Genomic DNA, 24,274 nt, shown 5'->3' on the forward strand with positions numbered 1-24,274 from the left:
GCGGCACGCCCCCGTGACCTCCGTGCGGCCACGCGCGGCGCCGAGGCGAGCCCAGCAAAAGGCCAAACTTGTAGGGATTGTGAGCCTTTGTTACCGTGAACCCGTGCGCTCGGGACCGGGCGGAGGGGCTGCGCAGTTGAGCAGAGTCAACCTGCTGCTCGTCGATGCCGACGAGCAGGGCCGTCATGTGCTCGAAATCAGCCTGCGCCAGGCGGGCTTTTTCGTCGAGTGCGCCCCCGGCAATCGACAGGCCTGGGAACGACTGAGCGTCGCGCCGCCCGACCTCTTGATTATCGACGCCAGCCATCCGGGCACCGACGGCTTCGGCCTCTGCCAGCGCGTGCGCGCGGCCGAGACCTGGCCGGATCTGCCGCTGCTGATGATCGGCAGCGATCTCTCGCCCGAGACGCGACTGTACGCGATGCAGCTCGGGGCCGACGACTATTTGACCAAGCCGATCTTCGTCAAGGACATCGTCGCGCGCGTGCGCATGGCGCTCGACCGCCGGCACCGCGAGCACCTGGCGCAGGGTAGCCACGGCGGCGCCTTTGCCGGCGCCCTGAGCGAAACGCCGCTGGTCGACGTGATCCAGACGATGGAGCTCGGACGCAAGTCCGGGGTCGTGCGGCTGAGCGCGGCGCCCGACCAGCGTGGCACGCTCTTCTTTCGCGACGGCAAGCTGGTCGACGGCGAGCTGGGCGCGCTCGAGGGCACGGCCGCCGTCTATCGCATGCTGGCGTGGACCGAGGGCCAGTTCGAGAGCGAGCTGAAGGCCGTGCGCCGCAAGGATATGGTCGGCTTGGCGAACCACGCGGTGCTGGCCGAGGGACTGCGCCGGGCCGATCAATGGAGCAAGCTGCTCGAGCAGCTACCACCGCTCACGACCGTCTTCGATGTGGACTTCAAGCAGCTCGGCGAGTGCCTGGGCGACATCCCGGATGAGGTCAATGCGGTCCTGCGCTTGTTCGACGGCGAGCGCGCCCTGCTCGAGGTCGTGGACGCCTGCGACTACGACGAGCTCGAGGCGTTGACGATCATCGGGCGGCTCTACTTCGACGGTCTGATCCACGAGCTGCCGGGCGCGCCGCCGCCAGCGCAGCCGCTGCCGCCTCCCTTGGCGAGCGAGCCGAACAGGCCGGGCGAGCCGAACAGGCCGAACAGGCCGAGCGAGGGTGAAGGCACGGCGCTGGACGCTTCATCGTCGGCGTCAGCGGATGAAACCAGCAGCGGCGAGGCCTTTGCGCGCGCCGTCGAGGCCGAGGCCACGGCCGGCACGGTCGCGGCGCCGCCGGGGCTTGATGCCGCCGCGACCTTCGAGACGACCGCGCGAGGACTGCACAACGTGGCCACGGCGCCCGGCACGGGGGCTCCCTCCCGCGGCCGCGAGCTGACGCCTCTGCCGGTGCGACCCGTCCGATCGACGAGCCCACTAACGAGCGTAACAGGCGGCGGCGCCCGCACGCCGGCCGTGGGGATCCACGTCGGGCCCGCGCCCGCACCACCGACGCGCACCCGCCGAGCTACCGCCGAGCGCGGCTCGGGCGCCCCGACCGCCCCAGCGCTGCCCCGCGTCAGCACCGCACCCGGGATCAGGGTCGAGGGCGCGAGCGAGCCAGCGACCACGGGAAGTGCGGCGGAGGCGGATAGCAGCGCCCGACGCGCCCGGCGCCGCATCACCGCCAGTGGTTTCTCACTCGGGCTCCCGCGCGCCCGGACGCCGCCCTTCGGCTCCGCTGTCGAGGAGGGGCCCCCTGTGAATGGCGGCGCTCCTGTGGACGGCGGCGCTCCTGTGGACGGCGGCACAGATGCAGGGGGCGCGGCCGCGGGCCCAAGCTCGACGTCGCCCACCCGCGGGGAGGGGACGCGAGCGGGTGCGTCTGCGCCGGCGACGCCGCGAGCGCGCACCTTGTCGGGGACCATCGGCGCGCTGCGCGCCGACAGTGCCACAAGCGCCGAGATCGCACCCGCCGGGGCGAGCGTGCAGGCGTCAGGCGCGGCGCCGGGAACGGGTCGACCCGCTGCACCGCTCGGGCCCCTTTCACCTGCGGCTTCCCGCGCGGAGGCAGAACACGGGGCAGGCGTCACGCCCGAGCAGGCGGCGGCCTTCGGGCCTGACGACCCGGAGCTCGACACGCAGGACGGGATCTTCTTCGAGGCTGACTACCAGCCGGACTTCCGTCGCGCGCGCAGCACGACCGAGTTCTTCGTCGGGCGCCACCAGCGCCTCGCGGGCTGGAAATGGGCGGCGCTCCTGACCGCCTTGCTGGCCGTCGGAGCGAGCCTCGCCGTCCTGTGGTCCCATCGCTCGCGACCCCCGACCGCGCCCCTGGCTTCCGTCTCGGCGGTGCCCCGGGACCCGCCGGAGCACAGCGGCAGCGCTGCGGCGGCGGCACAACCCGCGGAGGTGACTGAGTCCGAGCCCGGTTCGAGCAACCCGGCAGCTACGCCACCGAGCGGCGCCGCCGCGGCAGTCGCCGGGTCGGCCGAGCCGACGCCGACCTCGAGCGACGCTGGCGCCGCGGCGGCGAGGCAAGTGCTGGCCGCCGACCGAGCCCGCGACGCTGGCGCCGCTGGTGCCGGGAGCGCGAGCCGCCCGACCGCGGCAGCCGCGGTGGCCATCCCGGCTGCGGCCGCGACGACGGCTGCGGCCCTGACGACGGCTGCGGCCGCGACGAGCTACGACGAGTGGGTGGCTCAGGCGCGGCGACTGGGCGGCCAGCCGCGCCGCGCCCTCGCGCTCTGGCGGCAGGCTGCCGCGCTCAATCCGAGCGGCTGGGAGGCCCTCGAACAACTCGCCTTCGATGCCCTGAAGCGTGGCCGTTACCGCGACGCGCTGGCGCTCGCCCGCCGGGCCGAGGCCGCCCATGCCGAAGCGCCCGTGGCCCAGCTCGTGCTTGGCGCGGTGCTCCAGGACCGCGGCGACCGGCCGGCGGCGCGCGTCGCCTACGAGAAATACCTGCGGCTCTGCCCGCGCTGCGAGCACGCGCGCGACATCAGCGCCGTGCTGCAGAATCTCTAGCGCTCGCCCTGAGAGGCGCTCTCGGTCGGCTCCCCATGCGCGTACTCGCCATCGAATCCTCCTGTGACGAGACCGCCGCCGCGGTGCTGGACGACGGTGTGACGATCCGCGCCAACGTCATCGCCTCGCAGATCGCCATCCACAGCCCCTACGGCGGCGTCGTCCCCGAGCTGGCCTCGCGGCACCACTTGCGCAACATCGTGCCGGTGGTGCAGCAGGCGCTGCAAGAGGCGCAGACGCGCCTGAGCCAGCTCGACGGCATCGCCGTGACGCAGGGGCCCGGCTTGGTCGGCGCCCTGCTGGTCGGCGTGCAGTTCGCCAAGGCCCTAGCGTATGTTCATCGGCTGCCGCTGATCGGCATCAATCATCTGGAGGGGCACCTCTGCGCGGCGCGGCTCGCGGCAGCCGGCCCGCCGCCGCCCGAGCGGCATCTCGCGCTGCTGGTCAGTGGCGGCCACACGGCGCTCTTGGTGGTCGAGCGCTTCGGGGTCTATCGCCTGCTCGGCGCGACCCGCGATGACGCCGCGGGCGAGGCCTTCGACAAGGTGGCCAAGCTGCTCGGACTGGGCTATCCGGGCGGGCCGATCATCGAGCGCGAGGCCCTCGGCGGCGACCCACGGGCGATCCGGCTGCCGCGACCCCTTCCGCGGCGCGACGAGCTCGACTTCTCGTTCAGCGGGCTCAAGACCGCCGTCGCCAACTATCTGCGCGGCCATGGTGCCCTCTCGCGCCAAGAGCAAGCCGATCTCTGTGCGAGCTTTCAGCGCGCCGTTAGCGACGTCCTGGTGCGCAAGACGATCCACGCCGCGCGCCTCCATCGCCTCGACGCGATCGTCGCCTGCGGCGGCGTGCTGGCCAACCGGGCGATTCGCGCCGTGCTCGAGACCGCGGCGCAGGCGGCCGGCGTGGCCCTGCACACGCCCCCACTGGCGCTCTGCACCGACAACGCGGCGATGATCGCGGTGGCTGGCACCCTCCGCCTCCAGGCAGGCGAGCGCGACGGCCCCGAGCTAAACCCCCAGGCGCGACTGCCGCTCGGCCGCGCATGACGCGCGCGACGCCGCCGGCCACGCTCCCGCCCGCGCTCGCCGCCGCCGCCCAGCTGCTGCGCCAACATGGGCGCCAGGCCAAGAAGAGCTGGGGCCAGAACTTCCTCCACGATCCGCGCATCGTCGCGCGCATCGCCGACGCCGCCGCGCTCCAGCCAACCGACGTCGTCGTCGAGATCGGCGCGGGCCTCGGCGCGTTGACGGGTGCTCTGGCGGCGCGCGCCAGGCGGGTCTTGGCGATCGAGCGTGACCGCGACCTGGCGCTGCTGCTGCGCCAGGCCTTCGCCGAGGTCGCCTCGGTGACGATCCTCGAGACCAACGCGCTGACCTTCGATTTCGCCGCCGTCGCCGCCGCGGAGCGCCTCGTCGTCGTGGGCAACCTGCCCTACAACATCGCCAGCCCGCTCTTGTTCCGGCTGCTCGATCAACGCGCTGCGCTGCGCTCGGCGACGGTGATGCTGCAGCGCGAGCTGGCCCAGCGGCTGGTCGCCGGGCCGGGCACGCGGCGCTATGGCGCGCCCAGCGTGCTCTTGCAGCAGCACGCCGAGCTGCACACCTGCCTGCAGGTTGGCCGCGGCGCCTTCGTCCCGCCGCCACGGGTCGACTCGACGGTGATCCGCCTCGACTTCCGTGCGGCGCCACGCGCGCCAGCCGATGACGCGGCGCTACGACAGACCGTGCGCGCGGCCTTTGGCATGCGTCGCAAGACGCTGCTACGGGCGCTCAGCGCCGCGTTTCCCGGCGAGGCCGTGGCGCTCGCCCTGGCGCAGTGCGGCATCGATCCGCGCGCTCGCGCCGAGACCCTCTCGGTCATGCAGTTCGCCGCGCTGTCCCGCGCCCTGCCCCCGCCCTCAGCGACGGCCTGGGCGCGTGGCGCGCAGGAGGGCGCGCAGGAGGGCGCGCTCGGGGTCGAGGCCGAGGACGATGCGCCCTGAGGCGCCGCGACGGCTCCTCTGCGTGCTCGGGCTGACGCACGCCAGCGACGCCAGCGTGGCGCGCTGCCTGCATCTACCCGTGGGTCCCTGGCGCGTGGCCGTCTGCGCGCGCTGCGCCGCGCTCTATTCGGCGCTGCTGCTGATCGTCGCGCTGCAGCTTGCGCTGCGCGCACGCCTCGGACCGCAGCCGCTGCCCGATGCGGCGCTGGCGCTCGGCGGCGCCGCGCCGGCCCTGCTCGACTGGGGTTCGGCCCGCCTCGGCGGGCGGAGCGGCCGCGGGCGGCGGCTCTGGACCGGCGGGCTGCTCGGCCTGGCGCTCGGGCGCACGCTCTTTTTGCACTGGCGTGATCCCCCGGGCGAGCTGCTGGCGATCCAGCTCGCCCTGCTCCTCACGGGCGGCGCGACCGTCGAGCGCTTGCGCCGACGGCGTCGCGAGCGCGACGCGCCACAGGGACGCGACTGACCGACCACCCGCAGCAAACAACAACCAACTGCAAACAACAACTGGCGCGCCCGCACCGACCGTGCTAGACACCGCCCGCTGTCTGCTCGACGAGCGCGGCAGGGCATCCCCGCCCGGCCGGTCTTCGCCGCGACGCAGTCACCGCATGGGGCGCTCAACAGGCTGAAGTGACGTGCTCGTCGCTTCAGCGCGCCACGATTCAACGACCTTCTCGCCTGCACTGTTGCGTGGGTCAGATGCTCGGCCACGGGTATGCCGCGCGCAGCGCGGCTCCGAGGGCCGATAGGAGTGTAGTGTTCGCATGGAAACGACCATCCCCACCGACCAGCCCGGCTTCGGGTCCTTCGGCCTCGCGCCGGAGGTGCTACGCGGCCTGGCCAGCGCGGGCTTCACCGAGCCGCGCCCGATCCAGGTGGCGACCCTGCCGGCCGCCATGGCGGGCAGCGACATCCTCGGGCTGGCGCAGACCGGCACCGGCAAGACAGCCGCCTTCGCCCTGCCGATCTTGCAGCAGATCGCCACCGGGCGCGGCGCCGGACCGCACGCGCTGATCCTCGAGCCGACCCGCGAGCTGGCGCAGCAGGTCGATAACGAGCTGCGGCGGCTCGCCGCGCATCTGCGCTGCCACACCCAGCTGATCTACGGCGGGGTCTCGGCCCGTGCGCAGATCGACGGCCTGCGCCGGCAACCAGCCGTGATCGTCGCCTGTCCCGGCCGACTGGTCGATCTGATGCGGCAGGGCCACGTTCAGCTCGGTCGCGTGCGCACCTTGGTGCTCGACGAGGCCGACCATATGTTCGACATGGGCTTTCTCCCCGATCTGCGGCGGATCGTCTCGGCCCTCCCCGCGCAGCGACAAAACATGCTCTTCTCGGCGACGATGCCGCACGAGATCCGTGGCCTCGCCAATCAGCTGCTGCGCACACCTCACGTCGTCGAGCTGGCCACCGTCGCTCCGGTGGAAACAGTCGAGCACTCGCTCTGCCCGACGGATGAGCCCGACAAGCTCAGCGCGCTCGAGACGCTGCTGCGGGACCAAGCCTGCACCTCCGCGATCGTCTTCAGCCGCACCAAGCATCGCGCCAAGCGCCTGGCGCTCGCGCTCGCGAAGAACGGGCATCGCGCCGTGGCGCTGCAGGGCAATATGTCTCAGGCCCAGCGCGATCGCGCGATGGAGGGCTTTCGCCGCAAGAGCTTCGACGTGCTGGTGGCGACCGACATCGTCGCGCGCGGCATCGACGTCGCTGCCGTTTCGCACGTGGTCAACTTCGACGTGCCCGTGACGCCGGAGGCCTACACGCACCGCCTCGGCCGCACCGGCCGCTCGGGGCTGAGCGGTCAAGCGATCACCTTCGTCACGCGGGACGACGACGCCCTGGTGCGGGCGATCGAACGCCGGCTCGGCGCGCCAATTCCGCGCCGCACCGTCGACGGACGCCCGCTCGCGCGCCAGGAGAGCACGCACGACCGGCGCCCGGCCCTGCGCGCCGCCCCGCGCTCGGCGCTGCGCTCGGCAGCACCCTCCATGGGACGCCCCGCGCCGCGCGCCGGCGTCGACGCCGGCGCTTCAGCCCCTTGCGACCGCGACCCACGCGGCGGTAATGTCGGCCGCGGCTTTGCGCGCACTGGCCCGCGCGGCGCAAGCGGCAGCGGACCACGGCGTGGAGCTCAAGCAAAGCACTGACGAGACGCTGATGCTCGCCTACCAGCAGGGCGAGGTGGCGGCCTTTGCCGTGCTGCTGGAGCGGCATCGGCGGCCCGTCTTCGCGTTCCTGCTGCGCCACGTCGGCAATCGCGCCGCGGCCGAGGATCTGCTGCAAGAGACCTTTCTGCGGCTGATCCGCCATGCCGAGAGCTACCGGCCCGAAGCCAAGCTGACGACCTGGATCTACACCATCGCGCGCAATCTCTGCGCCGACCACGGGCGGCGCGGCAAGCTGCGCGCCGTGACCTCGCTCGACCAGCCCTTGCACCGTGAAGCGGAGGGCAATGGCCCCACGCTCGGCGACGCCCAGAGCGACGATGCGCCCGATGTCGAGCGCGTGGCGATCGGCCACGAGCTCGGTCAGCGGCTGCACGGGGCGCTCGGGACCATGAACGCCGAGCAGCGCGAGGTCTTCCTCCTGCGGGAGGTCTCGGGTCTGGCGTTTCGCGAGATCGCGGAGGTCGTGGGCGCACCGGAGAACACCGTCAAGAGCCGGATGCGCTACGCGCTGGAGTATTTGCGGCGTGAGCTTGATGAGTACCGGGATCTGGCCCAGGCTTCACCGTGAGCGCTCGAGCCTACGCATGAACCACGACGCCCAGCAGCTCGACCATCGCCTCGTGGACTACCTCTACGACGAGCTCGGCGCAGCCGAGCGCCAGCAGTTCGAGCGCGAGCTTGGGCAGCGAGCGGAGCTGCGCGAAGAGCTCGACGGCTTGCGCCGAACGCGCGCGGCCTTCGCCGCCGCCGAAGCGACTGCCGAAGCGACTGCCGAAGCGACTGCCGACACTTCAGTCGAACCAGCGCAGGGGATCACCGAGCGCTTGCTCGATGCGGCGCGCGAACAGGCCGCGCTCAGGCTGCCAGGCGCACGGGCGGGCAGCCAGGCCGGGCGCCCGGCCCCGCGCCCACCGCAGGACCTGCGCCAGCGCCTCCGCCGAGGCCGCGCTCAACGCCTCCCTCCCTGGGCGGTCCCGATGGCGGCGAGCCTGGTGCTGGTCTTCGGCCTGACGATGCACTTCCTTGGCCGCGACAGTGGGCGCGATGGCGACCCAGAGGGCGCGGGCTACCGCGCCGTGCCGCAGAGCGCGCCCGCGGAGCGAAGCCCGAAGGCCAGCCTAGCGCCTTCGGGGGACCCTGAGGCGGTGGCGCTGCAGCCGATACGACCGGCCGCGGAGGAGGACGTGGCTGCCGGCGATCCGACTGAGGGCGCAGCGGAGCGCGCAACCCGCGAAGGCGCCGAGCGGGAGCGCTTCGTCGATCGGCTGCGTGGCCAGGCGCCGGCGACCCGGGGCGCGCCGGCGCGCGGGCGCGCACTCGGGGCAGCGGGGGCGGGTGGCGGCCCGGGCGCGGCCGAAGGCAGGCGGCTGGCAGCGCGGCCGCGCAGGTTGACAGACAACCTCAGGCAAGCGGCAGCGAGCGGATTGGCCGCGGAGCCGTCGGACTCAGCGCTCGATCAGCCCTACGCGCTCGGGGCGCCTGCAGGCGGTGTTCGCCGCGAAGCCGACGACGAAGGCTCGGCCTATGCGCAAGGCGACCTGGACGCGGCGACCCCAGCGAGCGGCCAAGGACCCGCGGCGGCCAAGAGCGCGGCTGCTGCCAGCGCGGCCTACGGCAGTCGGGAGGAGCGCTTTGCGCGCACACCCGCGGCAGCGCCCGCACAGCGCTCACGCAGCGCTAGCGCTGCGCCTCCGCCCCGGGCGGCGGCCTCCGCCGCGGCGGAGGCGAGCACCGACTGCGACGCGCTGCTCGAGAGCGCCGAACGCCAGCTACGCGGGCAGGCGGTGGCTGATCGGCCCCTCGCCGGAAACAGGCTGGTGCGCGCGCTGGGCGGCCGAGCCCTCGGTGGCTGCAGCGCGCAGCTGCAGCGCCAGAGCGGGCGCTTTCCCCTCGTCTTCGCGGCCTGGCGCGCGACGCAGTGAGCGCTCAGCCGCGGCCACGACGGGCTTCGGTACCCCTCTCGCCGACGGCGCGCCTCTCACCCCGACGCCCACCGCGACTGCCCCCCAAGGGGGTACGTTCGCGGCTCGGGTGGCGTCGCGCGCTGGGCGTGATCTTCACGCTCGCCGGCGTTGGCCTGGCCGGGCGCGCGCTGCTGCGAAACTGGCTCGAGGAGACCTCTCAGCTCACGCCCGCCGCGCCGTCCCTGCAGGAGCGAATCCCGGGAAGCACCCCGTCGGCGCTGGCCGCGGGGGCGCAGCGACGCAGCGGCTCGACCGCTCTTGACTTGACAGCCGGTCGAGCAGGCGCGATCGACGCCGCCGTCGTCGCCGCCTTCGCGCCCACGCGGCCCGCCGACGCTACAGCCCTCGCGGCGGCCGCGTCGCATGATGCGGGCGTCGCCGACGGCGAGGCGGACGCGATGCAAGCGGTGCAGGTCCAGTTCGAGCACCGCGGCGGGGCGATGCTGGTGCCGGTGGTCCTGGCCGGACCTGAGCTGCGCTTCGAGGCCAAGCTCCTCTTCGACACGGGCGCCTCCCTGACCACGATCGATCACGCCACGCTGGGGCGACTCGGGCTCTACGTCACCGCGGCTGACCCGACGGTCACGGTGCAAACCGCCAACGGCCGCGTCGCGCGCACGATCTCCGTCATCGACGGCCTGGCCGTCGGCGCTGCGCGCGTCACCGGCGGGCTGACGGTGGCGATCTGCGACGCTTGCGCGCAGGGCGACATGGTCGGGCTGCTGGGCACGAACTTCACGCGCCACTTTCGCGTCGCGATCGACCACGAGGCCGGCCTGCTGGTGCTCAGCCCGCGCCCGGCGCCGGCCGATCGGCTGGACGACATCCGGCCCTTCATCAGCCTCACCGACGTCAAAGGCGTCCAGCGCGGTGAGGCGCTCGCGGTCAAGCTGACGGTTCGCAACCGTTCGCCGCGGGAGCTGCGCGGCGTCCGCGTCCGCGCCGAGCCCGATGGTCGCGCCGAGGGCGCCTTCGCCGGCACGGTCAACGTGGTGCCACCGCGCGGCGAGGCCGCGCTAGAGCTCGTCGGGTCGCTGGTGGCGCCGATCAGCCACTTCGAGATGCACGTCGACGCGGCGACCTGGTAGTGGGGCAGGCGCGGCCTGCCCTACTTGGCGGCGCTCAGGCGAGGCGCGGCACCAAGAGCAGGGGCGGTGCGCCGCCGTCGACGACGACGGTCTGACCGTAGCGCAGCGCGACGCTGCGATGGGGACCGTCGGCCCAAAGGCGCGCCCGGCGCATGCGGCTCGCGGCGACGAGGGCCGCGTCCGGCTCGACGAAGCCGCGCCAGCCCGCCTTGCGCGACGCGCTCGGCGGATGGAAGGGCTCGCGCACGAGGTATTGGAGCCGCCGCGATCCGGCGCCCATCGGACGGCCACCGGCCGAGCGCATCGCGCCCGTCGCCCCCGTCGCCGTGCAGACCCAGAGCCCCGAGCTCCGGCTCGCTTGCCAGGTCATCGAGACCGGGTCGAGCAGCGCGCCCGCGTCGTCCAGCGCCTCGGACGCGAGCACCGCCAGCGCCAGGCGCGAGAGCTCTGCTGGGCTCTCGTGGGCCAAGAGCGCCTCATTCAGACAGGGACCGAGCACGGCCTTACCGTCGAGCCGCAGGCGCAGGCGTGCGCGGCGTCGCGGGCGCAGGGTGCCACTGCGCAGCGCGGCCACCAGCGCGTCCAGATCGGACGCCGTGCCGGCGCAGAGGTGGCCGACGCTGCCCTCGGGATCGGAGTTGATGCCCAGCAGCGGGACGCGGGCATCGAGGTAGCGCGCGGCGTCGAGCAGCGTGCCATCGCCTCCGACCGCGACGACGAGGTCGCAGTGGCGCACCCCGCGCAGCTGCCCACGCCAGCGCAGCTCGGTAGCGATGCCGCACCGACGCAACGTGCGCTGGACGCTCGCGTTGGCCGCGCGCTGCACCTCGTCACTGCGCCGCAGACGCGAGACGCCAGGATCGCCGCGGCGCAGCGCCTCGCGCACCGCCGAATCGCGATGCTCGCGCACGTAGAGCTGGTAGAGGCTCTTCTTGTAGACGACGAGGACGCGGTCGAGCTTCACCTCAGCCCGCTCCCTGGGCGGGCGGCGCCCCCTGCGCCACCGGCGCGCCTCGCCTGACGCCGGCCGCGGGGGTGGCGGCCGGCTGGAGCTGCTCCAGCAGCTCGACCAGCACGGGCCAGGACCAGCTCCGGCGCAAGCCCGGCGGCAGCGCCTGGTGGCGCGCCACATGGGCGCGGAGCCAGCGCGCGGTGGCCGCGTTGGGGTACCCGCCACCGGCAGGGTGCCGATCGTCGCCGCCGGCTTCGTCGCCAGCGCTCTCGCCGGGCAGCGCGCCGGGCAGCGCAGCGAGCAGGGCGCCGAGGCGCTCGTCCCGCTCGACCTTCGCCACGATCGACGCCGCCGCGACCACGGGATGGCTCTGGTCGGCGCGGTCGAGCGCGCGCAGCAGCGGCCACTGCCGCTGCAGGGGGCCGAAGAGCCGCGCCCCGTCGGCGACGATGGTCGTCGTCGGCCGCGCCAGGCGGCGCAGCAACCGCGTGGCCAGCGCCTGCTCCAACCGATTGAGCCCGCCGGCCGAGGCCCAGCGGTCGACCTCCTCGGCCGCCGCCACCTCGAGCTCGACCTGCGCGATCTCTCGCAGGCGCCGCGCCAGGGCGCTGCGCGCGGCCCGCGCCCGCGGACCCGCGCCATAGGCCTTCGAATCGCGCGGCGCCAGCGCCGCCAGCGCCCGCGCCCCGGCCTCATCGACGCGTAGCGCGCAGACCACCAGGGGCCCGACCACCGGCCCGCGCCCCGCCTCGTCGATCCCGATCAACATCGCCGCCCAGGCTATTACACCCGCCCCGCGCGCGGAAGTCCGAGGGCGCGTCCGGCTCGGACAAGGGCTCGGCCGACTCGGACGAGGGCTCGGACAAGGGCTCGGCGGAGGGCTTGGCCCGCGCAGAAAGAGGCGGAGCTCAGCGCGCGAGCTGGACCACCGTCAGCTCGCGCGGATCGCCGGCGGGCGCATAGGCGCCACCGGTTAGCGCGGTCACGTGGTTATCGACCTGGCGCCTCTGGAGAGGAAGATCGGCCACCTCGGGGCGCGCGACCTCGGCCTGCTCGAATGGCGCCGTCACGTCGTACCAGAGCACCGTCGGCGACCAGGGCCGTTTCGTCCCGTCGAGCTCGAGCGCGATCAGGGGACACCGCAGGTCGCCGAGTGGTGACCCGACGTCGGCCAGGCTGGTCTCGCTTCCGCCGACGGCCCCGCCCGCGGAGGTCCAGATCCGTACCGCCCTCGGAGCCAGATTGAAGTCACGCGCCAAAACTACCAGGGATCCACCCTCGAGTCCGAGGAGCCTCGGCTCGACGGCGGCCCAGCGAGCGAGGAGCTGTAGACGCCTGGCCGGCGGCTGGCCCGCGCCCGGAACGAGCAGCGACTGCATCTTGTAGTTCAGCGTGACGCCGCCCCGCTCGCCTTGGCTGTTCACGAGCTCGATGGTCTCGGTATACGCGCGTGACGGCTCCGAAGAAGGTGCGATTGGCCGCGACCCGGGGCGAGCGTTCATCGCCAAGCCGAACTTGGCATCGAGCAACCGCGTCAGGTGTGGGACCAGTCCTGCCGCGCGTTGGGCCACGAAGCGGGCCGCACCACCCCGCTCCAGCACCGGCTTAGCGGCCCGATGCTCCTGGCCGAAGAGGTGAAGGCTCCGTCTGTTCGGGAACACGGAAGGGATCACCAGCTGCGCGCGCGGGCCAGGACCCGAGCTAGAAGGAATTTCCGCGCCTGCCTGCCGGGGCGCGGCGCTGCCGAGCAGCAGCGGGAGCGCGAGCACTCCGCGCAGCCCAAGCCGAGCACCGTGCCGCGCGCGACCAAGGGCGCGAACCTCCGTCGTCATGATTCCGCTCATCGGGTCTGTCCCTCAGCGTGCGTACGCGGGCTAGGCGGCGTTCGCCGGCGGTCGCCCCGCCTTCCACGCGCTGGCCGAAAATCGGCGCGCAGGGCGGGCGGGATGGCGGCTGATGCATTTCGCGTACCACCGGCGATGACCGAGCGTCACGCGCAGGACCCCACGCCGCCCAGCGCAGGGCACGCGGTCAGCCGGCCACCACGGCTGTGGGGCGGGCCTAGGCGGCGCCGGCTACCTGCGCTTGGCGCTGAAGGGCAGGCGGAACTCCACCGTCAGACCCGCGGCGGCGCTGCCCTGCTGGCCGAGGGCGATGCAGCCGCCGGCGTAGGCGGTGACGATCTCACCGCTCAGCGCGCTGCCGCGCGGCGGCTCTGCGTCGTCGTGAGCGATGGTCCCGGTGGCGTAGGAGACCTTGAGGAGGCCGCAGGAGCCGGCGCCTGCCGCGCCGACGCCGAGCGCGATCGAGAAGTCGTAGTCGCTGTCGACATTGCCGAGCAGCGTGGCCTGCGTCAGCGCGTCGAGCGGGCCGACCTGATTGAAGGTGACGTAGAGCAGATGCAGCTTCGAACCGGGCTGGGTCATGCGCACCCGGGCCGGAAAGACGTCCTCGGGACAGGCGATATCGCCGCGCGCGCAGAGCGCCCGCAGCTCGACGGTGGTGCCTGCCAGGTCGAAGGTGCCCCCCGTCGCCAGCGAGAGCGCCTGGCTCGAGACCACGACAGCGCCGTTTTTGACGAGGACCTCGAGCGCATCGCCGTAGCTCACGTCCCAGTCGGCGCCCGCCGCACCACCGACCTCGAGGCCGGGCTCGCCGGCGCGGTTGTCGAGGCCGCCACCACAGCCGCCCTTATCGCCCGCCGCGCCCTGCAGCACGAGCAGGGTGAGCCCCGAGACCACCCATGGCGCCATGCCACGCAGCTTGATCTTCATCGACGCGCCTTTCTTCTGCTCAGCGCGAGACGCGGGGCGTGTCGTCGACCCCGTAGAGCCTTTTCGCGCAGCCAGGACAGATGCCATGGGTGAACTCCGCATCGGACTTATGCTCGATGTAGACCTCGACCGGACTCCAATGCCCCCGCTCGTCGCGGATCTTCTTGCACGAGGCGCAGATCGGCAGCAGGCCGCTGAGCGTCTTGACCTCGGAGGCCGCAGCTTGCAGGTCGCTGATCAGTTTTTCCTTCAGGCGTTCGGCCGCCTCGAGCGCGCTGACCTGCTCAGTCAGCCGCCCGTTGGCGAGGGCGAGGGCGACCGTGCGCTCCTCGACGAGGTCCTCCAGGCTGTCGCGGTAGGCGGCGAGCCGCAGCTCGGCCTCCCGGCGCTCGGCCGTGCCCCGCAGGGAATTTCGCACGATGTAGAACGAGAGCAGGCCGATCAGCGTGAGAATGCCGAGGGAGACCCCAAGGACCGAGCGCACGAGGGCCGAGACCTCGGCCCTCACATCGTCGAGGTAGACGCCCGTGCCGACGACCCACTGCCAGGGGGCGAAGAGCCGCACGTGCGAGAGCTTCGGCACCACCCGGTGGGGGTCGTCCTTCCACTGCCAGAGGTAAGGCGTGAAGCCCTCGCCGCCCTGCTTGACCCGCTTGACCATCTCGACGAAGAGCAGGGTCCCTCGGGGGTCTCTGAACTCCCTCATACTCTGGCCGTCGAGATCGGGCCGATAGGGATGCATGACCATCCTGGGATGCAGGTCATTGACCCAGAAGTAGTCCTTGCCCTCTGGGCCGTAGCGCAGGCGGCGAAGCTGGGCGATCGCCTCCTGCTGGGCCTGCCGCTCGGTCTTGCGGCCCTGACGCACTTTTGCCTCCTGGAAGGCCAAGACCGCGTGCGCGGTCCGCGTCAGCTCGCGCAACATGTCCTTCTTGCGCTCGAGCACCGAGTCCTTGAAGGCCGGCAGGAGCACGCCGAAGATCGCGAGGACGAAGAGCCCCACCGCGAGGACGGAAGGGAGCACGGTGCGCGCCGTCTCCGCAGCCCAGCTCTGACCTCGGATGGTGGAGGGCGGAAGACCGGCGGTCACCTCGGAACGCGTCCCCGCTTCTCGCTCCATGGCGCCGCCTCCACCAGGTGTGTGAGCATACACTCTTCTCAGTAATAAAGCGCGATTGTCTTCACGCCTCGGCACCCTGCCCGCCGCCAGCGCGGCAGGCCTGGCCGGCAACGCGGAAGCCCGGCGCCGCTTGACCTAGCGGCCGAGGGCCTGGTTGAGCTGCTCGACGAGCTTGGGGACGACCGTGTCGCAGAGCTTGGCCGACGCGCTGAGCACGGCCTGCTGCAGCGTCGGGCGCCCGACCTTGAGGCGCTCGGCCACCGCGAGCAGGGTGCGATTGTCCGCGGTCTGCTGCGCCCGCAGATCGAGCACGGCGCGGACCATCGCCACGCCGCCGACCTGGCCGAGCGCCTCGTAACGCAGCTCGACGCCGATGGCGACCTCCACGTCGGAGCTGTCCTCGATCAGCTCGTGCCCACCGGCGAGCAGGCGGCTGGCGAAGCAGGTCTGGATCGTCTTGGCGTCGCGTCCGGTCACGCGCAGCCCGAGCCGCGGCGGGGCACCCTCGGGCCGCGCCGCGGCGAGGGGTTCAGCCCTGGGCGCTGCCGTCGGGCCCGTCTCCGGAGCGCTCTCGGCGTCACTTGGCGCCTCGGCGTCGCCTGGGTTCTCGGCGTCACCGGGCGCCTCGGGACGCCCGGACGCTTCGGCGGTCGGCGGTGCGTCGCTCGCCAGCGCGCCAGCGGCAGCCGTGGGCCGAGTCTTTAGCGCCTGCGCTAGCTCGCCGAAGGCTCGCTCGGCATTTTGCCGCACATGGGCCACCGTGTGCGGGCTGAGACCCGGCGCGGCGGCGACGGCCGGCGGCACCTGCGCGAGATCGAGCCGGGCCAGCGCATACCGCGTGCGGGTGGCGGGATCGACCCAGTGGTCGACGATCTCGACGCCGCGCAGCGTCACGCTGGTCAGCGTCTGCTGCACGGAGAGCACGTCCTGCTCCTCGGCGCTGGCGTCGGGCGCGACGCTGCTGCTGCTGGCACGCTGGTAGTCGCGCATCAGCGCGGCCACATAGAGATCGAAGAGGCGGGCGATCTCGCCTCGCGCGCGATTGTCAGCGGTCTGGCGCGAGAGCGACTCGCTGGCGATGCCCTGTACCAGGCCGACGCCAAAGAAGGCCTTGCCCGCGCCGTCCTGCCACAGCCCGCTGCCGCGATTGACCCAGCGTGGGGACCCATCGGGGTTGACGCCTGTGACGACATCCGGGCCGACGGCCGTGTAGCTGCTGCAGGCCGCCGTGGCGCTCAGCAGCGCGGCGAGGACGAAGCCGATCGGCGCGCGGGACGACCCCCTGCACACCTGGTTGATAGTGCGCTCAGCCATCGAAGCACCTCGGTTGTTCAAGGATGTGGAGGCGACCCGGGAGAGGACCCGGGCCGCGGAGCGACGCGCTCGGCGTTAGGCGCCCTTGGCGGCCAGGCCGCGGAAGGCGCTGGAGCCGAGGAAGCTGGCCGTCTCACCGAGCTCGTCGCCGATGCGCAGCAGCTGGTTGTACTTGGCGACGCGATCGGAGCGGCTCGCGGAGCCGGTCTTGATCTGCCCCGAGCCGGTGGCGACCGCCAGGTCGGCGATGAAGGTATCCTCGGTCTCGCCGCTGCGGTGCGAGATGATCGTCGTCCAGCCCGCGCGATGCGCCATCTCGACGGCCTCGAGGGTCTCGGTCAGCGTGCCGATCTGGTTGACCTTGACCAGCACCGAGTTCGCCGCCTTGCGCTCGATCCCCCGGCGAATGAAGTCCGTATTGGTGACGAAGAGGTCGTCACCGACGAGCTGCACGCGGTCGCCGAGGCGCGCACAGAGCGCCGTGAAGCCGTCCCAGTCGCCCTCCTGCATGCCATCCTCGAGGCTGACGATCGGGTACTTCTCCGCGAGCCGCGCCCAGTGGTCGACGAGCTGCGCCGAGCTCAGCTCGAGCTTGTCGCCGGCGAGCACGTACTTGCCCTTGGCCTTGTCGTAGAACTCGCTGGCGGCGGCGTCGATGGCGATCGAGACCTGCGCGCCCGGCTTGTAGCCGGCCTTGGCGATGGCCTCCATCAGCGCCACCAGCGCCGCCTCGTTGCTCTCGAGATTCGGGGCGAAGCCACCTTCGTCGCCGACGGCGGTATTGAGCCCGCGCGCCTTGAGCACCTGCTTCAGGCTATGAAAGATCTCGGCGCCGGCGCGCAGCGCCTCGGCGAAGTTTGGGAAGCCGTGCGGCACGACCATGAATTCCTGCACGTCGACGTTGTTGTCGGCATGCGCGCCGCCGTTGAGGATGTTCATCAGCGGGACCGGCAGCCGGCGGGCGTTGGCGCCCCCCAGGTAGCGGTAGAGCGGCAGACCGACGGAGTCGGCCGCAGCGCGGGCGACGGCGAGCGAGACGCCGAGCATCGCGTTGGCGCCGAGCTTGGCCTTGTTGGGCGTGCCGTCGAGGCGCAGCATCGTCTGGTCGACCAGCGCCTGATCGAGCGCGTCGAGACCGACGACCACCGGGGCGATCTGCTCGGCGACATGCTCGACGGCCTTGAGCACGCCCTTGCCGAGATAGCGCGCCTTATCGCCGTCGCGCAGCTCGAGCGCCTCATGCTCCCCGGTCGAGGCGCCGGAGGGGACGGCCGCGCGGCCGATCGCGCCACCGACGGTATGGGCTTCGACCTCAACGGTGGGATTCCCGCGCGAGTCGAGGATTTCACGGGCAGAAATTTCGATGATCTCGGTCATGACAAGCTCCTTGGCTGTGGCGCGCTGGACCTACCAGAGGCGCGCGGGCCGGTCAAGGCAAGGTGACGGGCAGCGATGGGCCTGCAGGCCCGAGCGAGCGCGCGATTGCTCGACGATCCGGGAAGGCCTGTGCTAGGCAGGGTCGCCTGCGGCGCCGCGGCTGGCGCTCGCTGCGAGGTCCGATGCTCGTCGCGCTGCGCATCACCGACTACGCGATCATCGAGCACGTCGAGCTCCAGCTCCACGGCGGGCTCAACGTCGTCACGGGCGAGACGGGCGCCGGGAAGTCGATCATCGTCGGTGCCACCGGCTTGCTGCGGGGCGACCGCGCGAGCGCCGAGCTCGTGCGCCGAGGCTGCAAGGAGGCCGTGATCGAGGCCCTCTTCGACCTCAGTCAGCGCGCCGAGGTCGTGCAGCGGCTCAACGAGCTCGGGCTCCCCGTCGAGGGCGACGAGCTGGTGATCCGCCGCATCATCGGCAGCAGTGGCCGGGGTCGCGTCTACGTCAACGGCGCGCTCTGCACCACGGGGGTGCTGGCGCGGCTGACCGAGCGCCTGCTCGACCTCGCGGGCCAGCACGAGCATCAGACGCTCGCCGATCGCACGGTGCAACGCTCGATCCTCGATGGGCTGGGCGTGCCGCCGGCAGACCTGGCGGCGATGGCGCAGGCCTTCGCGCGCTTGCAGCGCGCCAGCCTCGCACTGCGACCGACCGCCCTCGACGAGCGAAGCCGCGCCGAGCGCCTCGACTTCCTGCGCTACCAGCTGCGCGAGCTCGAGGCGGCGGAGCTGCGCGCGGGCGAAGAGGCGCTGCTCGACGCCCTGGAGCGCAAGCTGCGCAGCGCCGCTGAGCTGCGGCTGGCGGCCGAGGAGGGCGAGGACCTGCTCTACGGCGCGGACGAGGCCGTGGCCGCGCGGATCGCGCCGATCGCGCGGCGCCTGGCGGAGCTCTGCAGCGCCGATCCCGAGCTGGCGCCCCTCGTGCGCCAGCTCGACGAGGCACGCGTGCTGGTCGAGGACGCCGCGCGCGAGCTCGGTCGCTACGCCGAGCACGTCGAGGTCAACGTCGAGCAGCTCCAACAGGTCGAGCAGCGGCTGGACCTGCTGCATCGGCTCAAGCGCAAGCACAGCGCCTCGATCGACGAGCTGCTCGAGCGCGTCGACGGGCTGCGTCGCGAAGCTGATGAGCTGGCGGCGGTCGACGAGCAGCGCGAAACCCTCGAGGCCGAGCTGAACGCCGCCCGCGCCGAGGTCCGAGCGGCGGCGCGGAGGCTGAGCGCCGAACGCACCGCTGCTGCAAGCCGGCTCGGCGCGCAGGTCTCGACGCATCTGCAGGCGCTGCACATGCCCGGCGCGCGGCTCAGCGCGCTGATCGAGGGGCGGGCGGTGCGCGACGGGGACGATCCAGCGCTGGTCTTCGAGGAGCATGGCGCGGCGCGGCGAGTGGGGCCCGAGGGCTGGGATCGCGTCGACTTCCAGGTGGCGATCAACCCCGGCGAGGCGCTGCTGCCGATCGGACGCGCCGCCTCGGGCGGCGAGCTCTCGCGCCTGGTGCTGGCACTGCGCCAGGTCGTCGGCAGCGTCGATCCCGTCAGCACCTCGATCTTCGATGAGGTCGATGCGGGCATCGGCGGCGCCGTCGCCGATGTCGTGGGGCGCGCGCTGGCGGCGGTGGCCGAGCACCGGCAGGTCTTGGTGGTCACGCACCTGCCGCAGGTGGCGGCCTACGCCAAGTTGCACCTGCACGTCGGCAAGACCCAGGAGGGCGGACGCACGCGCACGGCGGTGCGGATCCTCTCGGCCGAGGAGCGCGTCGAGGAGCTGGCGCGCATGCTCGCCGGCAGCGAACTGACCGAGGAGGCGCGCGCGCAGGCTCGTCGGCTGCTGGCCGCGTCGGCCAACGTCGACAAGGTCGTCGACGTCGTCGAGGTCGCGCCCCGCAGCGGGCGCAAGGGCCGCAGCGCCCGCGACTCAGCATGAATCAAATCATACGTGAAGGTGCCGCGCGCCGCGTCCTCGCAGCCGCGCTGACGCTGGGCTGAGTCGACGGCGGCGTGGCGGCGCGGCGCCGCAGCGCTCGGGTAAAATTGACAGCCAAGTTTTTCGGGTGCTAGCTCGTCCTCGGGGAGCGTCTTCGTTTGGCACGCATTACCTTCTACGATCCAAGCCGGCGCAATACGCGGCATTCGGTGCTGACGGCTGCGCCGGCCTCGCGCCGGCGGCAGAAGCGACGGTGGCGGGCCGGGGGTGCCTGGCCGCTGGCGCTGGTCTTCCTCGTGCTACTGGGCGTCAACGCCTACGTCTTTCTCTTCCGCAAGGGGACCTCCGTCAACGAGCTGCTGCGCGCCAGCTCGCTCGCCGGCGGCTCGGTGCCAGGGCTATCCGGCGCCGCCCGGACGGGCGCGGGACGCGGTGATCGGCCCGGCGCGCCCGGGACAGCGACGTCGCCCGATTACCCCGACGACGGCGCGGTCGTCGTGCGCGGTACGATGAAGGGCTATATCGGCTTGTCCGCCGCCCTCGCAGCGGCGGGACTGAGCGCGGCCCAGGCCGACGAGCTCGCGACGGCGCTGGGCGCCGAGCTCGACCTGCGTGCCCTGCAACCACGACACCGCTTCGAGCTGCGCCTCGATCCACGCACGCGCGCGGTCGAGCAGTTCATTTACCAGCTCTCGGCGGTGCATAAGATCGTGGTGGCGCGTGGTGCGGACGACACCTTCAAGGCGCGGCGCGACGAGGCTGAGCTCGAGGTGGAGGTCGCCGAGATCGGCGGACGGATCGAGTCCTCGCTGAACGGCGCCCTCGCGGCCGCCGGTGAGACGGCTGCCCTGGCCGCCGCCTTCGTCGACCTCTTCTCCTGGGACATCAACTGGTACACGGATCCGCGCGAGGGCGACGAGTTCCGCATCGTCGTCGAGAAGCGTCAGCACGGCGGGAAGTTCTACCGCTATGGGCGTATCCTGGCGGCCGAATACCGCGGCGAGGCGGGGCGCTTCCGCGCCTACTACTACGCGGGCGCGGGCGCGGGCGCTGCAGGGGCCTACTACGACGCCGAGGGCCGCGCCGTGCGGCGCGCGTTTCTCAAGACGCCGCTGCAGTTTCGTCGCATCAGCTCGCGCTTCAACCGCAAGCGCTTTCACCCGATCCTGCACCGCACCAAGGGACACCTCGGCGTCGACTACGCCGCGCCCGAGGGCACGCCGGTCTGGGCCGCCGCCGATGGGGTGGTGGGCGCCGCCCATCGGGCGGGGGGCGCGGGAAATATGGTCGTGCTGCGGCATAGCGCGGGCGTCCGCACCGTCTACATGCACCTGCAGCGCTTTGCCGCCGGCCTGCGCCCCGGGCAGCGCGTGCGTCAGCACGACCTGATCGGCTACGTCGGCACGACGGGGCTCTCGACGGGCCCGCACCTGCACTACGGCATGGTGGTCAACGGTCGGCCGATCGATCCGCAGCAATTCAAGATCGGCGCCGGCCCGCTGCTGCCGAGCGGCGAGCGCGCCCGCTTCCTGGCGGCCGTGGGAGCACGCGCGGCCAAGCTCGGGGCGATCGCGCTAGCGGCGAAGTAGCGAGGCATTCAAGCGCACCGCTTGGGCCTTTCGCTCGGGCCTTTCGGCCGCTAGCTATGGCCCCCCAGCGCCGCTTCGACCGCCGGACGCATCGAGCCGTGCTCGAGCAGGCTGCGGTGCAGATCGAAGCAATGCGCCAGGTCGTGTCGCACGTGGCCGAGGGGTGCGGCCTCGAGATAGTGGTGCAGGTAGTCGCGGTAGCTCGGATGCGCGCATTTCTCGATCATGCGGTGGGCCCGCTCGAGCGGCCCCAGACCGCGCAGATCGGCCAGCCCCTGCTCGGTGACCACCACCTGCACCGAGTGCTCGTTATGGTCGACGTGCGTGACCATCGGCACGATCGTCGAGATCGCCCCACCCTTGCTGACGCTCGGACAGACCAGCAGAGAGATATAGGCGTTGCGCACGAAGTCGCCCGAGCCGCCCACCCCGTTGAGCAGGCGCGTGCCCGCGACGTGCGTCGAGTTGACGCAGCCGTAGAGGTCGGCCTCGACCGCCGTGTTGATCGAGATCACGCCGAGGCGTCGAATCACCCCCGGGTTATTGGAGAGCTCCTGCGGCCGCAGCACCACCCGCGGGCCAAAGAACCCCATATCGCCATAGACCTCTTGCAGCCGCGGCTCGGAGAGCGTCAGGCTGGTCGACGACGCGCCGAGCAGCTTGCCCTGCCGCATCAGGCCGACGAGCGCATCCTGAAAGACCTCCGTGTACATCACGAAGGGCGGCACCTCGTCGGCGCTGCCGAGGCTGGCCATCACCGCATTGGCCACGTTGCCGACGCCTGCCTGCAGGGGCAAGAAGTCCGGCGGTATGCGACCGGCGTGCAGCTCGTCGAGCAGAAAGTGCACGACGTGGGCGGCGATGCGCTCGCTGGCCGCGTCGGGCGGGGTGAAGGGCGCCACCCCGTCAGGCTCGTTGGTGTGGACCACGCCGACGATCTTGCTCGGGTCGGTCAGCGCGAAGGGCACGCCGATCTTGGCCATCGGCCGGCCGATCGGAATCGGGTCGCGCATCGGCGGACGCGGCAGAATCGCGATGTCCTGCATCTCGTGCAGCCGCCGGCTATGGTGCGCGTTGACCTCCACCACCACCCGCTTGGCGTGGCGCAGGAAGCTCGGCGATGCGCCGATCGACGCGCCGAGATAGATGCGACCGTCGTCGGTCACGTCGACCGCCTCGACCACGGCGAAGTCGAGCGGGCCGAAGAAGCCAAACTCGACCATCTGCGGGACGTGCGAGAGGTGCATGTCGACGAACTCGACGCTTTGATCGTTGATCCGCGCGCGCAGCGCCTTCGAGGACTGATAAGGCGCGCGCCAGCTAATCGCGTCGGCGTTGGCCAAGGCATCGTCGATGCCCGGACCGGTCGACGCCCCCGTCAGCACCCGCAGGCGATACGACTCGCCGCGAGCGTGCAACGCCCGCGCACGCTGGGCCAGGGCGCGCGGCACCGCCTTCGCGGCGCCGGCGGGCGTGAAGCCGGAGAAGCCGACCGTCGCGCCATCGGGGATCAGCGCGGCGGCCTCGTCGGCGGAGAGGACGGGGAAGTTCGATCGGGTCATCGGCGGCTCCCTCTGGCTGGAGAATGAACGAACGGGGCGGAAAGGGCCGCAGGTGTCTAGCGGCGGCCTCGCGATGTGTCAAGCCACTGCGGTAATAGTGACCCCGCTGCGGTGAGCCGACCGAGCGCGCGTGGCGCCGGCGGTTGACAAGCCTTGGCGCCTGTGAGACTGACTCACCGCTTATGCGGGCGTTTGACGCACAGCTCGTGCTCGAGGATGGGCGCAGTTTTCGCGGTCGGGCGATAGGTGCTTCTGGGTTCGTCCTCGGTGAGGTGGTGTTCAACACCAGCATGACCGGGTACCAGGAGATCGCGACCGACCCGTCCTACACCGGCCAGATCGTCGTCTTCACCGCCCCGCAGATCGGCAACTACGGTGTCTGCGACGCCGATGCGCAGACGCCGCGTGGCAATCGCGCCCAGCTCAGCGGCATCGTCGTGCGCGAGCTGTCACCGATCGCCAGTAACTGGCGCTCGCAGTCCGCGCTCGGCGACTGGCTGCTCGCGCAGCAGGTGATCGGCATCGCCGATCTCGACACCCGCGCCCTGACGCGTCACCTGCGGGACCGCGGCGCGATGCGCGGCGGCATCTTCCCGCAGGCCGGCGCCTCGCCAGAAGCTCGCCTCGAGCAGGTCCGCGCCTGGCCCTCGATGGAAGGGCTCAACCTGGCCAATCGGGTCACCACGCCCGAGAGCTTCACCTTCGCGGGCCCCGTCGCGAGCGCGACCGCCGCCGCCGCGGAGCAGGACGAGCGCGATCGGCCGCAGGTGGTGGTAATCGATTTCGGGGTCAAGCGGGGCATCCTGCGCTGTCTGCAGCGGCGCGGCTTGCGGGTTCAGGTCGTGCCGGCCGGAACCAGCGCCGACGAGGTGTTGGCGCTGCGGCCCGCCGGCGTCGTGCTCTCGAACGGCCCGGGCGATCCGGCGCCTGTGGCCTCCGGTATCGAGGCGGCGCGAGGTCTGCTTGGGCGCGTGCCGATGCTCGGCATCTGTCTCGGGCATCAGATCCTCGGGCTCGCCGTCGGCGGACAGACCTACAAGCTGCCCTTCGGCCATCACGGCGGCAATCATCCGGTCTCTGACCTCGAGAGCGGCGGCGTCTGGATCACGGCCCAGAACCACGGCTTCGCGGTCGACCCCGACACGCTGCCCGGCAGCGACATGGAGGTCACGCATACCAGCCTCTACGATCGCACGCTGGAGGGCTTCGCCCTGCGCGAGCGACGCGCGATCGCCGTGCAGTTTCACCCCGAAGGCAGCCCTGGACCCTCCGACGCCGAGGCGGTCTTCGATCGCTTCGTGGCGCTGCTCGAGACCGCAGGTCCCACGGCTACAACACCCGGTACCGCCACGCCCGGACCGAAGAGCTGAGCGCGACCATCGTC

General features: G+C 72.2%; 19 protein-coding genes. 11 read left to right on the top strand and 8 right to left on the bottom strand.

The window, feature by feature from the left end; all coding sequences use genetic code 11:
• Positions 1-136 precede the first annotated feature (136 nt).
• The 8 genes from IPL40_06890 (at position 137) to IPL40_06925 (ending at position 10,223) form a co-directional block, all read left to right on the top strand.
• On the top strand, positions 137-3,019 hold the full coding sequence (locus tag IPL40_06890; GenBank protein ID MBK8480886.1) for a DUF4388 domain-containing protein: 2,883 nt from the start codon (positions 137-139) through the stop codon (positions 3,017-3,019).
• 35 nt (positions 3,020-3,054) lie between these two features.
• Positions 3,055-4,068, top strand: a complete 1,014-nt coding sequence (gene tsaD / locus IPL40_06895) for a tRNA (adenosine(37)-N6)-threonylcarbamoyltransferase complex transferase subunit TsaD (GenBank protein ID MBK8480887.1) — start codon at positions 3,055-3,057, stop codon at positions 4,066-4,068.
• Positions 4,065-5,003, top strand: a complete 939-nt coding sequence (gene rsmA, locus IPL40_06900) for a ribosomal RNA small subunit methyltransferase A (protein ID MBK8480888.1) — start codon at positions 4,065-4,067, stop codon at positions 5,001-5,003. Before tsaD ends, rsmA begins: the two co-directional genes overlap by 4 nt.
• The gene (locus tag IPL40_06905; GenBank protein MBK8480889.1) at positions 4,993-5,466 is read left to right on the top strand and encodes a DUF2085 domain-containing protein; all 474 of its coding nucleotides are present in this window, start codon (positions 4,993-4,995) and stop codon (positions 5,464-5,466) included. The genes rsmA and IPL40_06905 overlap by 11 nt, the downstream gene beginning before the upstream one ends.
• Before the next feature lie 301 nt (positions 5,467-5,767).
• Entirely contained in the window at positions 5,768-7,150 is a 1,383-nt protein-coding gene (locus IPL40_06910) for a DEAD/DEAH box helicase (GenBank protein MBK8480890.1), read from the top strand.
• Complete coding sequence (locus tag IPL40_06915; GenBank protein MBK8480891.1) at positions 7,068-7,739, top strand: RNA polymerase sigma factor; 672 nt, start codon at positions 7,068-7,070, stop codon at positions 7,737-7,739. The genes IPL40_06910 and IPL40_06915 overlap by 83 nt, the downstream gene beginning before the upstream one ends.
• Before the next feature lie 16 nt (positions 7,740-7,755).
• Complete coding sequence (locus IPL40_06920; protein MBK8480892.1) at positions 7,756-9,093, top strand: hypothetical protein; 1,338 nt, start codon at positions 7,756-7,758, stop codon at positions 9,091-9,093.
• A 128-nt stretch (positions 9,094-9,221) separates the two neighbouring features.
• Positions 9,222-10,223 carry a clan AA aspartic protease gene (locus IPL40_06925; protein ID MBK8480893.1) on the top strand — a complete coding sequence of 334 codons (1,002 nt, stop codon included), beginning with the start codon at positions 9,222-9,224 and terminating at the stop codon, positions 10,221-10,223.
• Positions 10,224-10,257: 34 nt separating this feature from the next.
• On the opposite strand, the gene IPL40_06930 is transcribed toward IPL40_06925, so the two are convergent.
• The 7 genes from IPL40_06930 to eno form a co-directional block, all read right to left on the bottom strand.
• Entirely contained in the window at positions 10,258-11,187 is a 930-nt protein-coding gene (locus tag IPL40_06930; protein MBK8480894.1) for an NAD(+)/NADH kinase, read from the bottom strand.
• Between the two features lies 1 nt (position 11,188).
• A complete protein-coding gene (locus IPL40_06935) occupies positions 11,189-11,944 on the bottom strand; it encodes a hypothetical protein (GenBank protein MBK8480895.1) in 756 nt (251 codons plus the stop codon).
• Between the two features lie 139 nt (positions 11,945-12,083).
• On the bottom strand, positions 12,084-13,019 hold the full coding sequence (locus IPL40_06940) for a hypothetical protein (protein MBK8480896.1): 936 nt from the start codon (positions 13,017-13,019) through the stop codon (positions 12,084-12,086).
• A gap of 231 nt (positions 13,020-13,250) precedes the next feature.
• Positions 13,251-13,949, bottom strand: coding sequence for a hypothetical protein (locus tag IPL40_06945; protein MBK8480897.1), 699 nt, complete (start codon positions 13,947-13,949; stop codon positions 13,251-13,253).
• 19 nt (positions 13,950-13,968) lie between these two features.
• Complete coding sequence (locus IPL40_06950; protein ID MBK8480898.1) at positions 13,969-15,069, bottom strand: cache domain-containing protein; 1,101 nt, start codon at positions 15,067-15,069, stop codon at positions 13,969-13,971.
• A 135-nt stretch (positions 15,070-15,204) separates the two neighbouring features.
• Positions 15,205-16,383, bottom strand: a complete 1,179-nt coding sequence (locus IPL40_06955; GenBank protein ID MBK8480899.1) for a hypothetical protein — start codon at positions 16,381-16,383, stop codon at positions 15,205-15,207.
• 75 nt (positions 16,384-16,458) lie between these two features.
• Complete coding sequence (gene eno, locus IPL40_06960; protein ID MBK8480900.1) at positions 16,459-17,760, bottom strand: phosphopyruvate hydratase; 1,302 nt, start codon at positions 17,758-17,760, stop codon at positions 16,459-16,461.
• Between the two features lie 182 nt (positions 17,761-17,942).
• Here eno and recN point away from each other — a divergent pair, with 182 nt between their 5' ends.
• On the top strand, positions 17,943-19,739 hold the full coding sequence (gene recN / locus IPL40_06965; GenBank protein ID MBK8480901.1) for a DNA repair protein RecN: 1,797 nt from the start codon (positions 17,943-17,945) through the stop codon (positions 19,737-19,739).
• Between the two features lie 158 nt (positions 19,740-19,897).
• Positions 19,898-21,328 carry a M23 family metallopeptidase gene (locus IPL40_06970; GenBank protein MBK8480902.1) on the top strand — a complete coding sequence of 477 codons (1,431 nt, stop codon included), beginning with the start codon at positions 19,898-19,900 and terminating at the stop codon, positions 21,326-21,328.
• A 50-nt stretch (positions 21,329-21,378) separates the two neighbouring features.
• On the opposite strand, the gene IPL40_06975 is transcribed toward IPL40_06970, so the two are convergent.
• Positions 21,379-22,890, bottom strand: a complete 1,512-nt coding sequence (locus IPL40_06975; GenBank protein MBK8480903.1) for a succinate CoA transferase — start codon at positions 22,888-22,890, stop codon at positions 21,379-21,381.
• A gap of 182 nt (positions 22,891-23,072) precedes the next feature.
• Between IPL40_06975 and carA the strand changes: the two genes are divergently transcribed.
• Positions 23,073-24,260: a glutamine-hydrolyzing carbamoyl-phosphate synthase small subunit gene (gene carA / locus IPL40_06980; protein MBK8480904.1), complete on the top strand. Its 1,188-nt coding sequence runs from the start codon at positions 23,073-23,075 to the stop codon at positions 24,258-24,260.
• Positions 24,261-24,274 lie beyond the last annotated feature (14 nt).

The sequence above is a fragment of the Pseudomonadota bacterium genome, assembly GCA_016711215.1.
Classification (GTDB): Bacteria; Myxococcota_A; Polyangia.

Bases quoted from the DNA above. Each gene is read 5' to 3' on its own strand.
- tsaD (MBK8480887.1), top strand. From the start codon at position 3,055: ATGCGCGTACTCGCCATCGAATCCTCCTGTGACGAGACCGCCGCCGCG.
- rsmA (MBK8480888.1), top strand. From the start codon at position 4,065: ATGACGCGCGCGACGCCGCCGGCCACGCTCCCGCCCGCGCTCGCCGCC.
- IPL40_06905 (MBK8480889.1), top strand. From the start codon at position 4,993: ATGCGCCCTGAGGCGCCGCGACGGCTCCTCTGCGTGCTCGGGCTGACG.
- IPL40_06910 (MBK8480890.1), top strand. From the start codon at position 5,768: ATGGAAACGACCATCCCCACCGACCAGCCCGGCTTCGGGTCCTTCGGC.
- IPL40_06915 (MBK8480891.1), top strand. From the start codon at position 7,068: ATGTCGGCCGCGGCTTTGCGCGCACTGGCCCGCGCGGCGCAAGCGGCA.
- IPL40_06920 (MBK8480892.1), top strand. From the start codon at position 7,756: ATGAACCACGACGCCCAGCAGCTCGACCATCGCCTCGTGGACTACCTC.
- IPL40_06935 (MBK8480895.1), bottom strand. From the start codon at position 11,944: ATGTTGATCGGGATCGACGAGGCGGGGCGCGGGCCGGTGGTCGGGCCC.
- IPL40_06940 (MBK8480896.1), bottom strand. From the start codon at position 13,019: ATGAGCGGAATCATGACGACGGAGGTTCGCGCCCTTGGTCGCGCGCGG.
- IPL40_06945 (MBK8480897.1), bottom strand. From the start codon at position 13,949: ATGAAGATCAAGCTGCGTGGCATGGCGCCATGGGTGGTCTCGGGGCTC.
- IPL40_06950 (MBK8480898.1), bottom strand. From the start codon at position 15,069: ATGGAGCGAGAAGCGGGGACGCGTTCCGAGGTGACCGCCGGTCTTCCG.
- IPL40_06955 (MBK8480899.1), bottom strand. From the start codon at position 16,383: ATGGCTGAGCGCACTATCAACCAGGTGTGCAGGGGGTCGTCCCGCGCG.
- eno (MBK8480900.1), bottom strand. From the start codon at position 17,760: ATGACCGAGATCATCGAAATTTCTGCCCGTGAAATCCTCGACTCGCGC.
- recN (MBK8480901.1), top strand. From the start codon at position 17,943: ATGCTCGTCGCGCTGCGCATCACCGACTACGCGATCATCGAGCACGTC.
- IPL40_06975 (MBK8480903.1), bottom strand. From the start codon at position 22,890: ATGACCCGATCGAACTTCCCCGTCCTCTCCGCCGACGAGGCCGCCGCG.
- carA (MBK8480904.1), top strand. From the start codon at position 23,073: ATGCGGGCGTTTGACGCACAGCTCGTGCTCGAGGATGGGCGCAGTTTT.